At 58.0% G+C, this 12,235-nt stretch carries 12 protein-coding genes; 9 read left to right on the top strand and 3 right to left on the bottom strand.

Translation table 11 applies throughout. From position 1 onward, the window contains the following. Positions 1-175 precede the first annotated feature (175 nt). Positions 176-382, bottom strand: coding sequence for a helix-turn-helix domain-containing protein (locus OKB77_RS00920; RefSeq protein WP_080602645.1), 207 nt, complete (start codon positions 380-382; stop codon positions 176-178). A 118-nt stretch (positions 383-500) separates the two neighbouring features. Between OKB77_RS00920 and OKB77_RS00915 the strand changes: the two genes are divergently transcribed. The 5 genes from OKB77_RS00915 to OKB77_RS00895 all read left to right on the top strand — a co-directional run bounded on the left by OKB77_RS00915 (position 501) and on the right by OKB77_RS00895 (position 7,509). Beyond that, entirely contained in the window at positions 501-1,067 is a 567-nt protein-coding gene (locus OKB77_RS00915) for a hypothetical protein (protein WP_017408693.1), read from the top strand. Between the two features lie 595 nt (positions 1,068-1,662). Then, positions 1,663-2,547 carry a DMT family transporter gene (locus OKB77_RS00910; RefSeq protein ID WP_150390351.1) on the top strand — a complete coding sequence of 295 codons (885 nt, stop codon included), beginning with the start codon at positions 1,663-1,665 and terminating at the stop codon, positions 2,545-2,547. A gap of 105 nt (positions 2,548-2,652) precedes the next feature. Beyond that, positions 2,653-4,590 carry a methyl-accepting chemotaxis protein gene (locus OKB77_RS00905; protein WP_270816809.1) on the top strand — a complete coding sequence of 646 codons (1,938 nt, stop codon included), beginning with the start codon at positions 2,653-2,655 and terminating at the stop codon, positions 4,588-4,590. Positions 4,591-5,091: 501 nt separating this feature from the next. Next, positions 5,092-6,540, top strand: a complete 1,449-nt coding sequence (locus tag OKB77_RS00900; RefSeq protein WP_005338723.1) for an OprD family outer membrane porin — start codon at positions 5,092-5,094, stop codon at positions 6,538-6,540. Positions 6,541-6,681: 141 nt separating this feature from the next. Continuing rightward, positions 6,682-7,509, top strand: a complete 828-nt coding sequence (locus OKB77_RS00895) for an SDR family oxidoreductase (RefSeq protein WP_064338633.1) — start codon at positions 6,682-6,684, stop codon at positions 7,507-7,509. Positions 7,510-7,599: 90 nt separating this feature from the next. On the opposite strand, the gene OKB77_RS00890 is transcribed toward OKB77_RS00895, so the two are convergent. Further along, entirely contained in the window at positions 7,600-7,932 is a 333-nt protein-coding gene (locus tag OKB77_RS00890) for a DUF1904 family protein (protein WP_201952443.1), read from the bottom strand. 88 nt (positions 7,933-8,020) lie between these two features. Here OKB77_RS00890 and OKB77_RS00885 point away from each other — a divergent pair, with 88 nt between their 5' ends. The 4 genes from OKB77_RS00885 to OKB77_RS00870 all read left to right on the top strand — a co-directional run bounded on the left by OKB77_RS00885 (position 8,021) and on the right by OKB77_RS00870 (position 11,610). Continuing rightward, positions 8,021-8,908 carry a TraB/GumN family protein gene (locus OKB77_RS00885; RefSeq protein WP_265776116.1) on the top strand — a complete coding sequence of 296 codons (888 nt, stop codon included), beginning with the start codon at positions 8,021-8,023 and terminating at the stop codon, positions 8,906-8,908. A gap of 136 nt (positions 8,909-9,044) precedes the next feature. After that, positions 9,045-9,224, top strand: a complete 180-nt coding sequence (locus tag OKB77_RS00880; protein ID WP_005338733.1) for a DUF3149 domain-containing protein — start codon at positions 9,045-9,047, stop codon at positions 9,222-9,224. A 187-nt stretch (positions 9,225-9,411) separates the two neighbouring features. Beyond that, positions 9,412-9,993: a DNA endonuclease SmrA gene (gene smrA, locus OKB77_RS00875; RefSeq protein ID WP_005338734.1), complete on the top strand. Its 582-nt coding sequence runs from the start codon at positions 9,412-9,414 to the stop codon at positions 9,991-9,993. Positions 9,994-10,131: 138 nt separating this feature from the next. After that, positions 10,132-11,610 carry a carboxypeptidase M32 gene (locus OKB77_RS00870; RefSeq protein ID WP_216959026.1) on the top strand — a complete coding sequence of 493 codons (1,479 nt, stop codon included), beginning with the start codon at positions 10,132-10,134 and terminating at the stop codon, positions 11,608-11,610. Between the two features lie 136 nt (positions 11,611-11,746). Here OKB77_RS00870 and OKB77_RS00865 read toward each other — a convergent pair whose 3' ends face one another. Further along, the gene (locus OKB77_RS00865) at positions 11,747-12,148 is read right to left on the bottom strand and encodes a VOC family protein (RefSeq protein ID WP_139405739.1); all 402 of its coding nucleotides are present in this window, start codon (positions 12,146-12,148) and stop codon (positions 11,747-11,749) included. Between the last annotated feature and the right edge of the window lie 87 nt (positions 12,149-12,235).

The following is a 12,235-nucleotide window of genomic DNA, read 5'->3' as shown; positions in this document are numbered from 1 at the left end:
CAAGATTGCTATGATTTTCAAACGAATATCGAGATATATATAGATGTAGTCTGGTCTTTGATACCGTGCGTTCTACAGGTTGTTTGAATACGTTGGGTGTATAAGAAAGACGAGGTGGTTTAGAGAAAACTATGGAGTGATTATCATGGCTACAATGTTCTTCTTGGATGCTTCATTAGGGAAGTAAGTCCCTAATGTCACACCCCAGTACCCTAGCAAGGCAATAAGCTTTCTCCAGGGTGATATTGACCTCACCACGTTCAATCCTTCCTACATAGCTTCTATCAATCTCGGCAACGTGTGCGAGTGCATCTTGTGATACGCCCAATTGAAGCCGTCTTTCACGTACCGCATCACCAAACTTTTTTGCTAAATCTTGCATGTCTCGCCTCTCTCTGGCGAGCACTATCTCTGGTTGTCTGACTTACAGCCACGGACTATAATCCGCAACTTGATTTTAATTTCCACTAATTATTGTCGTTCGAGACTGAGGATTACTTATGGGCTCCCAGACTGTGTGGCTACCAACCGCACTCTACACCGCACTAATTCGATTGCAGTTGGACGATTTCACTGCGACTGGGTGCGTAAGTGCTGTTTTTGGTGCCAAGGCTGAACCGAAGGTACATAGGAAGCGTTATAGCATTATTTATTTGAATCTCATCAAGCTAGTCCGTTTGGGGCTCCTAAAGAGAAAGCACGTTGATGATGGGAAGCGCTTTTCTCATTTCATCAAGACTCCCAAGTTCGATGAAGTGCATTTCAAGGAGGAATTTATTGGGCCGAGTGCGCATGTAACGGAATCAGGTAAGGAGCGTGAGCCGGAAACGTATGAATCCGTTCTGGAAGGACTGATCGCGAGAGCACAGCACTACCGTAAGGGGTTGCAGGAATGTGATTCAATGCTCGCTGAGTACCAGGAGTTAAAAGCGGACTTCTCCATATTGGATCCAGCGATTGACAGGGCCATCAACAATACCGTTGCAGAGAGTCGCGATTTGCGGGGCAGGCTGGAAGCCGTGGAGAGGCTTTTGAGGGGGTTAATTGCGTTTAGAAGCGCCTCTTGATGTAATCGTTCAGCGTCAGGGGATTGATGCACACAGTTCGGAGGGAATGGGGTAATCCGTTTTCTCGATGCGGGCTCGGACAATGGTATGCAGTCACTCTTGGGGGCAACGTCCCAGTCAAGTCAGGCCACACACTACGTGTGGCCTGACTCAAGTGTGCATACAATAATGCATAAACCCAAACGGCCCGCTGCTTGCCTTAATGGTAAAGCGTTATCGTCAGCTCATTGGCATAGCTATTAGAAGTATGCATTTATGGGGTTCGCACCAACTATTGCACTTAGAGCAATAGTATTTGGCGCCATGGTGTGACATCAAGATGCTGATTTTTAAGTTGTTATAAAAAAATAAAACCTCTAAAAATCACACCTATAGTACATAATGGTTCGACTCCAGTCGGGAGCGCCATATAAAACAAGGGATTAGCATCTTCACGATGCTAACCCCTTGGTCGTTTTTGGCGACAATGAATCCGACCATCCAACCGTAATTACCCTCTCCTTTCTGCGTTCAGAGCATGCGCTCTCTGATAGACTGCTTCTCTTTGGCTTGTCTTTGAGGCCAAGCCCTGTTTCATCTTGCAAAGGAGTGTTGGATGTCCGGATGTTCCTGGTGGGATAGATCCACCGGTTTTGCCTTGCTGACCATTGTGCTGTGGGCCTCGCTGGCGGCGCTGACGTCACGGGTCACCAGCGTGTCACCACTGGTGCTGGTCGGGCTGGTGCTGTTTTTCTGCGGGGTCGGGGCCTTGCCGTTCTGGCGCCAGTGGCGTGCTCGCCCTATTACCTGGCTGGTGACGGTTGCGGCATTGCTGCTCTACCATCTGCTGCTCTTTATGAGTTTTCGCCATGCCCCGGTGCTCGAGGCCAACCTCATCAACTACCTCTGGCCGCTCTGCATCATTCTGTTCACCCCGCTGTTGTTGCCCAGCCATCCACTCCATGCCCGTCACCTGCTGGCTGGCGCCTTTGGTCTGGCGGGTTCCATGCTGGTGATGGTCAATGGCGAGCTGCAACTGCAACAGACCTATCTGCCGGGATACCTGTTGGCGCTCGGTGCAGCTGTCGTCTGGGGGGCCTATTCGGTGCTATCACGCCGTCTGCCACCAGCCCCTGCCGTGGTCACTGCGGCAGCCTGCCTGCCCGCAGGTTTGCTGGCGCTGCTGCTCGCTCGTCTGCTCGAAGGGCCTCTGCCGCTCGCACAGATCCCCACCAGTGACTGGAGTCTCATAATCGGGCTGGCGCTGGGCCCGATGGGGGCGGCCTTTGTGACCTGGTATCTGGCACTGCGAAACGGCGATCCACGCCGGATCGGTGCCCTTGCCTACCTGACACCGCTGCTGAGCACCTTGCTGCTGGTGTTGCTCAATGGAGAAGCACTGACCTCGCGCCATCTGCTGGCCGGTGCACTTATCATGGGAGGCGCCCTGCTCGGTATGCTTGGCCAACGCAACCGTGCTCAGGTATCCCCAGCCAGTTAAGCTGGCAAGATAGGGTTACCTGACCATGCTGTCATAAAAACGCCATCATCCCTGTTTAGGCTCGGGCCACGCTCCCCCATGGTCTGTGCTGACAGGAATTACCCCGTGAAAATCGCCCATTACGCCACCCTATCCTCCCTTGTTTTGTTACTGGTTGCGGGAGGACAGGCGCTGGCCCTCTACCACGGCTGGCAGCAGCTTGCCCATACCAATCAGGCCCAGCATCAGCACGAGACGCTGCAACAACTGGTGACAGTGAGCCTGCAAAACAGCCTGCGTGACTACCTCAACAGCGGCGATCCGCAACAACTGACAGCTGCGGAGAAGATCCGTCAGCAAGCGCTCTCCTCGCTGGCCGCTCAGGATGATACCGTGGCGGCCCCGCTCAGGCAGCAACTCGAGCAGATGGCGCAGCGCATCGCGCACGACTATCAGGCCGCAGGCAAGCTCTCGGGCAACAGCCAGCTGCTACTGCAAAATGCGGAGAGTGAGCTGGGCAGCCAGGCCATGGCGCTGATCCGCTATGGGGAGCAAGGCGCCAGCACGGAACAATCTGCCGCAGCACAGCAATATCGCCGCGGTGCAACCGAGATCCTGGCGAGCCTGCCGCGCCTCGCCCATTTGCGCCAAAGTTATATGGAACAGGGCAATGAGAAGCTGCTCGAAGGGATCCGCTTCGAGCTGGAGGCACTGCAAAAACAGGCCCAAGCGCTGCAAGCCTTACCGCTGCTCGGCCTGTATGAAGAGGCGCCCGCCGATGAGTTCACGCTGGGGGAGCCGGTACGCAAGGAGCTGGGAGATCAACCGCGCAGCGAATTACGCTCGCTGCTGGGCCGCTATCCACAGGAGCTGGCCAACAGCCGTGCGGCGCTGCAACAGCGACAGGCTGGCCGCCAGACCGTGCAGCAAGACATCATGGCGATGTTGCAAGCGACCAGACAGATGGGGGAACAACTTGCCCGCGAACGGCAAGCCTTCAATCAGGAGCTGGCCACCATCCTCGGCACGCTGGCGCTCTGTCTGGTGATAGTCGCCCTGCTGTTTGCGCTGGTGCAACGACGTTGGCTGCTCACCCCCTTGTTGCGACTGCGTGGAGCTTTTATGCAACTCGATCAGACGGGGCAGGCCGAGCCGTTGCCTACCGGGCGCGATCGCAACGAGCTGGCCGATATTGTTGCCAGCTACAATCGGCTGATCGGTCGTCTGCAACTGGACCAACAGCAAAAAGAGGGGCAGCTGTCAGCGGTATCCCTCAGTCTGCAAGGGATGGTCAGTCAGGTTGACGAGATCCACCACAGCACCCGCACCACCGAACAGGTGGTCGACGAGAGCGGCCAGATGATGGATGAGCTGAACCAGCTGGCCGGAGAGGTCCATCAGGTCGCCGCCGACATCGCCCTGCATGCCCACCATAACGAACAGGCGATGAGCCAGAGCGAAGATCTGGTGGGGAGCATGCTACACGCCACTCATCAGACCGGACTGGCGATTGACGAAAGCGATGAGGCGCTGCAAGCCCTCACCCGCTCGGTTGCCGATGTGACGGCCATTGTCGATGTGATCGGTCATATCGCTCAGCAGACCAACTTGCTGGCCCTCAACGCCGCCATCGAAGCGGCCCGCGCAGGGGAACAGGGACGGGGCTTTGCGGTGGTCGCCGATGAAGTACGCCACCTCTCGGCCAATACCCAGCAATCCCTCAACCAGATCACCGATATTCTGGGGCGCCTGACCCAATCCGGCGAACAACTTGGCACTGTACTGAACCGGATCACCAGCGAATCAAGCCGCCAGCGGGCGCAGGCGGAACAACTGCGCCAGACTACCCAGGCAGTGCGGGAGATCGCCCGCAACACCGCAGTGATCGCCCTGCAGGGCGCCGACAACGCCAAAAGTCAGGAACACAAGCTGGCCAGTTTTGCCGATCTGATCGCCCGTATCCATCAGCATGCCCGTCAGGTGAGTCAGCTCTCGGTGCAGGTCTCCTCCCATATCCACCATCAGGCGCAGCAGATCCCCCGCATCCTCGGCCAGCAAGGCTGAACCCTATTCGCCCCAAATCTTTGCCAGCTCACTTTCCCTCGACCAGAGGGAAAGTTTTTTTGTAGCACAAAATTATCTGTTATCGGCAGGTTAACTGACACCTCTTCCCCCGTACCGGATGAAAACCCGCACTGGCGCTGGCTGCGGCCTCAAGAAAACGCTCTCATCACCGTGATACCTGCCATGAGGCTGTTTACGACCTTGCCCATGATTATTTGCACTCGGTCATACTTTTGAAACGTTGAGGGAACTTTTCATTGATATTTCGCACCGCGAACGTACTCTTGGGGTTGTCCGATAGCCAAGAATCGGAACATAAAAAAACAACATGTGATGATCAGGACTGCCAACTACAGATGTGCCAAGACATCCGGGTTTGCAGGTAGCCAAGACAAGATTTTTTGCCCTTCGGGGTTTTGATTGCAATGCCAATACCGAGCGGTAGGCCCGATGCCAACTGCCGGAAAAAAAGCTAAGTCCATAAAATCAGGAGCAATAAAAATGGAAAAAGTGATCTTCAAGCGCGCCGCTTTGAGTGCCGCTGTGGTAGCCGCTCTGGTCGCCCCCGGTATGGCGTTGGCAGCTCAGGATATGATGAGCCCGGAATACGGCCAGTCCTATGAAACCTTCGTTAAAGACTCCAAACTGACCGGCGGTCTGTTCTACTTCCAGCGTGATCGTCAGCGCATCGATGGTGACCCGACTGCAGCCAAGAAAGAAGGCAAATACCAGTCCAATCTGAGCCATTCCACCGTTCAAGCCGCTCTTAACTTCAACTCCGGTTATGCCTGGGACACCGTAGGTCTGGATCTGGGCGGCTTCGGTGCCTATGACCTGGCCGTTACCGAAAATCACCCGGTCAACCAGGAAAACGAATTCTCCTTCGCTGGCCGCTCTTGGGGCAACAACGCCAAAGATGGCTCCCCTGAAGGTGGTTTCAGCCTCTCCAACGCAGCGATGAAGCTGAAATTCCTGGACGGCGGCATCACTGCCAAGGGTGGTTATACCCAGCTGTATGTCCCTGGCCAAATCGGTGTTAACTGGTCTTATCAGCCGGGTACCTATCGTGGTGGTCAAGTTGAAGGTAACTTCGGTGGCCTCTACCTGACCTACGCCATCGCTGACGAGTACAAGGCCCCCTGGTACAAAGAGACTCAGGTCTTCTCCCGTGCCAAAGCGTGGATGGATCCGTTCGCTGACGAAAACGTCATCGACTACATCCACGGTATCGCAGCCCGTTACACCTTCGAAAATGGCACTGCAGTGACCGGTTCTTTCGGTCAGTCCGAAGGCTACATGGACAGCTACCACTTCAAACTGGCTCACAAGTTTGACGTACTGGGCGGCCTCTCCACCAGCTACCAGTTCTACGGTTCCGAGACCGAGACCTACACCAAGGGCGCTTCCCAGATCGAGACTTATGACGGTCTGGCATGGCAACAAGCTCTGACAGCTGCCTGGGGCATGGGCCCGTACGGCTTCCGTCTGGAAGGTCTGTGGACCAAGGCTGAAGGTGCGGAAGGCAACTACCTGCCCCGTCTGACCCGTGGCTACGCCAACTCCCAGGGTGCCAACGAAATTTGGTGGGACTCCCGCTCTGACTGGAACGCCAACAACGAGAAAGCGCTGTTCTTCGGCGTGACCCGTTCTCTGGATGACCTGGTTGGTGCGCCTGGCTGGTCCGTCGGTGTATCCGGTGCTTACGGTTGGGATATCGAAACCGGTCAAGGCAAGAAAGCAGCCAACGGTGAAGATACCGAATGGGCAGCCAACTTCGATGTCACCTATACCGTGCAGGATGGCAAGCTGAAAGGCACCCTGTTCAAACTGCACTACACCGACTACAACAACGACATCAGCCAGGGCGGCGGTTGGACCGATTACCCCAACATCTTCGCCTCCGAGCACGACGTCAAGTTCCACATCATCATGCCGCTTACCTTCATGTAATCAGGCAATACGATGTCAGCAAACCGGGTCACTTGGCCCGGTTTTCTTTTTGCCGGTTGGCAAGCTAACATGCGAGCCGGATAAGAATTTTACCCGCTCACCTACCCACACGCTTTTGTCAGCAGTCACAAGGACGCCATCATGCCCCGTTTTGTTCTGATCACCGGTTGTTCCAGCGGTATTGGCCTCGCCGCCGCACAGGCGCTGGGGCAGCACGGTTTTACCGTGATCGCCTCGGCACGCAAGGCGGAAGATGTGGCCCGTTTGCAGCAACAGGGATTGCTGGCGGTACAGCTGGATCTGGCGGACCCTGCTTCCATCGAGCTGGGTGCCAGTGCGGCGCTCCATCTGGCGGGCGGGCGCCTCTATGGCCTGTTCAACAATGGCGCTTATGGCCAACCCGGGGCGCTGGAAGATCTGCCCACCGAGGCGCTCAGGGAACAATTCAATACCAACCTGTTTGGCTGGCACCATCTGATCCGTCAGGTGCTGCCGCCGATGCTGGAGGCCAAAGAGGGGAGGATAGTGCAGAACAGCTCGGTTCTGGGGCTGGTTGCCATGAAGTATCGCGGCGCCTACAACGCCAGCAAGTTTGCGCTGGAAGGTTATAGCGACACTCTGCGCCTTGAACTGGCGGGTAGCGGGGTACATATCAGCCTGATTGAACCGGGCCCCATCGATACCCGTTTTCGTGCCAATGCCCGCAGCGCCTTCTTGCGGCACATCGATCCGGCCCAGAGCCGTCATCAGTCGGCCTACCGCCAGACCCTGACGCGGCTGGAAAAAGAGGGGGCCACCAGCGGCTTTACCCTCCCGAGCGAAGCCTGCCTACCGCCGCTGCTCCATGCGCTGACCCACGCCCATCCCAAGGCACGCTATCCGGTGACCACTCCAACCCGGCTGTTTGCCTTCCTGCGACGGGTATTGCCCACTCGCTGGCTCGATAAACTGCTGGCCAAATCGGCCTGACCCCTTGATTGGCGCTAAGCATCCGGCCACCCGGGTGGAGTAGCCGGGTAACGACGTCACCCGACCCGCCAACCAGGTTTGTCCCTCTCTTCAATAGTGCTCGCCATTGCTGTAGTAGGCGCTCTTGACCAGAGGGATCACCTGCACCACCACATAGGTCTGCTCCCCCAGCACCCGTTTCAAATGGCGCGTGATAAGGCGCGCGGCGGCGTCCTGCATCTCTTGTGGCCGCTCGAACCAGTGCAGCTCGACAAACGGAAAACCCGTCTCTGGCTCACCGTTGCGTATCCAGCAGCTATCAATCCGCTCCATGGTGACAAACTCCGGCTTGCCGCCGGTCAGCTCGCAAAGCTCGGCCAGCAGCGGGCCGCTCACCTGTTGCAGGGTATCGAGCGTCACGGCGCGAAAACGAAGATGGGGCATGGCAAACCTCTTGGTTATCTGAAATGAGGACTTATCATAGGAGTTATTGTCAGCAAGAGAAGTCACCCGGCGCACATTAAGGATCCCCATGAGATTTCATCGCACCCTCTTTGCCTTCCTGCTCTGCCTGCTGCTACCGCTGCACGCCTTTGCCGATCCCGCCTTCTATCGGGTGAGCAAGGGCAACCAGCAACACTGGTTGCTGGGCTCCATCCATGCGGGCAAGCCAGCCCTCTATCCTCTGCCCGAGCCGGTGGAGCGTGCCTGGCTCCAGAGTCGCGCACTGGTGATGGAGGTGGACATGAACAGCATCACACCGGATCAGTGGCAACAGACCAGCTCCCTCACCCGACTGGTGGATGGCAAACCGCTCAAGGATCATCTGCCTGCCGAGCTCTATCAACGCACCCTGATGGCGGGGGCCCGCTATGGCATCGACGAGGCGACCCTCGCCACCCTGCGCCCATGGTTTGCCGCCATTACCCTGACCCAGGCCGCCATGGCCCGCTCCGACTTCAAGAGTGAACTCGGGATAGACCAGCACTTTGCCACCCGGGCCGCCAAAGAGAGCAAACCGGTGGTGGGCTTTGAGACCCTGCTGGAGCAACTCGGTTATCTGGCCAGCGTGGGTGACAACCAGACCCTGATGCTCGCCAGCACCCTGGATGAGCTGCCGATGCTGGAGACAGGTTTCGCCGCCGTAATGAAAGCGTGGCAGCAGGGAGATGAGGCGACGCTCATCAATCTGCTCAAGGAGGAGATGGCCCCGCCCGCGCTACAAAGCTGGATGAAGCAGACCCTGCTGGCCGAGCGCAACCACAACTGGCTGAAGAAATGGTCCACCCTGCCCAACGAGAGCTTTATCGTGGTAGGCGCCCTGCACCTTTACGGCGAACAGGGGTTGCTGGCGCTTCTGGAGCAGCAAGGGTGGCGCATTACCCCGCTCACCACACCGGGCCCGGTGCAGGCTCGGTAGCAAGGAGTCCAGTGAGAACGATCACAGAACGCGCTGGTTATTAAACAACCTGCAAGGGAGTTGATCGGGATCATCCCGGACAGGGCAAAGAGGTATTTATCATGCCTGTCATCAACCGGGTGACAGGAGCAATAAAATGGACTTTTGGCTGGACCTGATGTTTGGCAACAGCGTGGGATTGATGTCGATGCTGGTGATTATCGGCACCTTCTTGCTCATCAGCTCTTACGCGGCCTACTTCATCTACAAGGTGATGCACTCGCAACCGCCTCATTCACAGCAACCCCATTCTCAACAACCCAAAGAGGGCAAATAATCCTCTGACCACAGGCGGCAGTTCACACTGACCGCCTGTGCTGTTTTATGGTTCGCGACTGTGATTCCCGGGCCAGGCTGCACCAGCGTCCATGCTGGGCGCCCCTTATCCCCTCCCCCTTTCCCCGTTTTCTGTGCCGGTTGCGGCCGTTATAATGGCCCCCACTTTTTCTTATGGGGAGCCTGCCGTGTCTCATAACGACGAACTCTCGCTATTCATGAATGAAGTGGCCGACGTGCGGCCCATTCGCAGCGACAACATCCATCCCCATGCGGCCAAATCCGCCCCGACCGAGGCGCAGCTCGCTCGCCGCCAGGCTGCCACTGCCGAACAACTCGCCCTCGACCACCTCACCATGGAGGCCATAGAGATGCGCGATCCGCACGAAATCGTCGGCTTCAAACGCGATGGGGTGCAGGAGGGGGTCTACAAGAAGCTGCGGCTCGGCAAATATGAGCTGCAGGCAAGTCTGGACTTGCACCAGAAAACCCTCAATGAGGCGCGCCAGACGCTGGTGCAGTTCATTGCGGATTGTGAAGTCCGGGATATCCGCTGTCTGCTGATCCTGCACGGCAAGGGGGAGCGCAGCACACCGCGCGCCCTGCTGAAAAGCTATGTCAGCGCCTGGTTGCCGCAACTGCCCGCCGTCATGGCGATCCACAGCGCCGAGCGTCGCCACGGCGGCAGCGGTGCTCTATACGTGCTGCTGCGTAAAAGCGAACGCAAAAAAGCGGAAAACCGCGAACGGCACCAGAAGCGGCTCGGCTAATCCGCGTTTCGCTCCCACGTCTTTTGCCCGCCAGCATGAAGGTGGTCAACTATACAGCGGCAGTGTTAGCATCGAACGGCCCCGATCATGCCAGGTACGGGGCGGCATACCATCAGGGACGATAACAAGGACAATCCCATGTCATATCAAAAGCTTGAACAACATCAGCAGCAGATCCACCGCTTTAGCCACCTCGCCGCCATCTGCGGCTGGGATCAGGCGGCCATGATGCCGGAAGGGGGCAACGATGCCCGCGCCGAAGCGATGGCCGAACTCGGTCTGCTAATCCACCAGAAGCGTACCGCTCCCGAGCTGGGTGACTGGATTGCCAGGGCCGAGAGCGAACCGCTCGATGAAGTGCAACGTGCCAACCTCGGCGAGATCAAGCGCCAGTGGCAAGATGCCAGCCTGCTGCCCGGTGAGCTGGTCGAAGCGCTGTCGCTCGCTGGCAGCAAGTGCGAGCACGCCTGGCGCAGCCAGCGCAAGAACAACGACTGGGCCGGTTTTGCCCCCAATCTCGAGGAGGTGGTGAAACTCTCCCGTGAAGTAGCGCAGCTGCGGGCCGATGCGCTTGGCGTGCGCCCCTACGACGCCATGCTTGCCCTCTATGAGCCGGGCATGACCAGCGCACGGCTCGATCAGATCTTCGGCGATCTCGCCAGCTGGCTGCCGGCTCTTATCCAGACCGTGAGTGAACAGCAGAAGGGCGATGCCCTGCTGCTGCCGCAAGGCCCCTTCCCCATACCGACCCAGCAAGCGCTCGGTCAGGAGGTAATGGGACTGCTCGGCTTTGATTTCGCTCACGGCCGCCTCGATGTGAGCAGTCACCCCTTCTGTGGCGGCGTGCCGACCGATGTGCGGATCACCACCCGCTACAACGAGCAGGAGTTTGTCTCCAGCCTCATGGGCATAGTGCACGAAACCGGTCACGCCCGTTACGAACAGGGGCTGCCGCGCCATCTGCTGGGTCAGCCGGTGGCCGAAGCGCGCTCCATGGCAATCCACGAGAGTCAGAGCCTGTTTTGCGAGATGCAGCTGGGCCATCATCCGGCCTTCCTCGCACTGCTGGCACCACGCATTCGTCACCACTTCGGCGAACAGGCAGCGTTTGCGCCGGACAATCTGGCCAAGCTCTACAGCCGGGTCGAGCCGGGCTTTATCCGGGTTGATGCGGACGAGGTGACCTATCCGGCCCACGTTATCCTGCGCTACGAGCTGGAGCGCGATCTGGTGGAAGGGAAGATCGAGGTGGCCGATATCCCCGAGCTGTGGGACACCAAGATGCAGCAGTGGCTGGGGCTCTCCACCAAGGGCAACTACCGCAATGGCTGCATGCAGGATATTCACTGGACCGACGGCTCGTTTGGCTACTTCCCGAGCTACACCCTGGGTGCCATGTATGCCGCCCAGCTGCGTTTTGCCCTCGAAAAAGAGCTGGGCAGCATGGGTGAGGTGATCGCGGCGGGCCGCCTGCCGGAGATCTTCGGCTGGCTCGGACGCAACATCTGGTCACAGGGGAGCCTGCACAGCACCGACGAGCTGGTGCGCCGCGCCACCGGTGAAGCGCTCAACCCGCACTGGCTGCGCCAACATCTGGAACAGCGCTACCTGAAGTAATGAGCGCAGTAAGCTAACAGCAGAACGGGGCCCTTTTTAGTTGACCACTACAGGGCCCCCTTTTTTATGGCGGTTCATTTTTATGGCGATGCATGGCACAGCACGCCGTCACGGCAATGCTGTAAAAAGAGAGGGTTCAGAGGGGGTCCGGGGAACCCAGCAACTCGCGCAGTTGCAGGATATTGCCCTCTGGGTCGAAGGCGTTGCGCACCACAAAGCCGGGCCCTGTCCACTGCTGTGGCAGCAAACCGCCGCCGAGATCCGCCGCCTTCGCTTCCGCCCAGGCGAGGCTGGATACGGTGAAGAACAGCTTGATGGCCCCCTCTTCCCGCAGTGCTGGCGGCCGCTTGATAACGACTTGCCCGGCATAAGGCTCAGGAATGGCATGGATCAGCAGCTGGATATCGCTGTTTTCCAGCACTACCAGCTGCTCATCCTGATTGCAGACCACCATCTGCAGCAGGGTACGGTAAAAGTGGGTCAGCAGGCCCGGATCCTTGGCATAGATCAGGGCACCGGCGCGAGCGGGGCCTGGCATGGAGCACTCCTCAACAGTGAACGGCTGGGTGGACAGATCTCCACCTTCTCACAGTTGCACGCCCCATTCGATCCTTTTTAGCGGCTC

It is taken from the genome of Aeromonas sp. Y318-3, assembly GCF_027706185.1.
Classification (GTDB): Bacteria; Pseudomonadota; Gammaproteobacteria; order Enterobacterales; family Aeromonadaceae; genus Aeromonas; species Aeromonas veronii.
Note: the sequence above shows the minus strand (reverse complement) of the source record. Positions and strands in the feature narration are given on the sequence as shown.

Excerpts from the sequence above, each read along its gene's own strand:
- OKB77_RS00890 (WP_201952443.1), bottom strand. The coding sequence starts at position 7,932 with ATGCCCCATCTTCGTTTTCGCGCCGTGACGCTCGATACCCTGCAACAG.
- OKB77_RS00895 (WP_064338633.1), top strand. The coding sequence starts at position 6,682 with ATGCCCCGTTTTGTTCTGATCACCGGTTGTTCCAGCGGTATTGGCCTC.
- OKB77_RS00920 (WP_080602645.1), bottom strand. The coding sequence starts at position 382 with ATGCAAGATTTAGCAAAAAAGTTTGGTGATGCGGTACGTGAAAGACGG.
- OKB77_RS00870 (WP_216959026.1), top strand. The coding sequence starts at position 10,132 with ATGTCATATCAAAAGCTTGAACAACATCAGCAGCAGATCCACCGCTTT.
- OKB77_RS00910 (WP_150390351.1), top strand. The coding sequence starts at position 1,663 with ATGTCCGGATGTTCCTGGTGGGATAGATCCACCGGTTTTGCCTTGCTG.
- OKB77_RS00885 (WP_265776116.1), top strand. The coding sequence starts at position 8,021 with ATGAGATTTCATCGCACCCTCTTTGCCTTCCTGCTCTGCCTGCTGCTA.
- OKB77_RS00865 (WP_139405739.1), bottom strand. The coding sequence starts at position 12,148 with ATGCCAGGCCCCGCTCGCGCCGGTGCCCTGATCTATGCCAAGGATCCG.
- OKB77_RS00900 (WP_005338723.1), top strand. The coding sequence starts at position 5,092 with ATGGAAAAAGTGATCTTCAAGCGCGCCGCTTTGAGTGCCGCTGTGGTA.
- OKB77_RS00915 (WP_017408693.1), top strand. The coding sequence starts at position 501 with ATGGGCTCCCAGACTGTGTGGCTACCAACCGCACTCTACACCGCACTA.
- OKB77_RS00880 (WP_005338733.1), top strand. The coding sequence starts at position 9,045 with ATGGACTTTTGGCTGGACCTGATGTTTGGCAACAGCGTGGGATTGATG.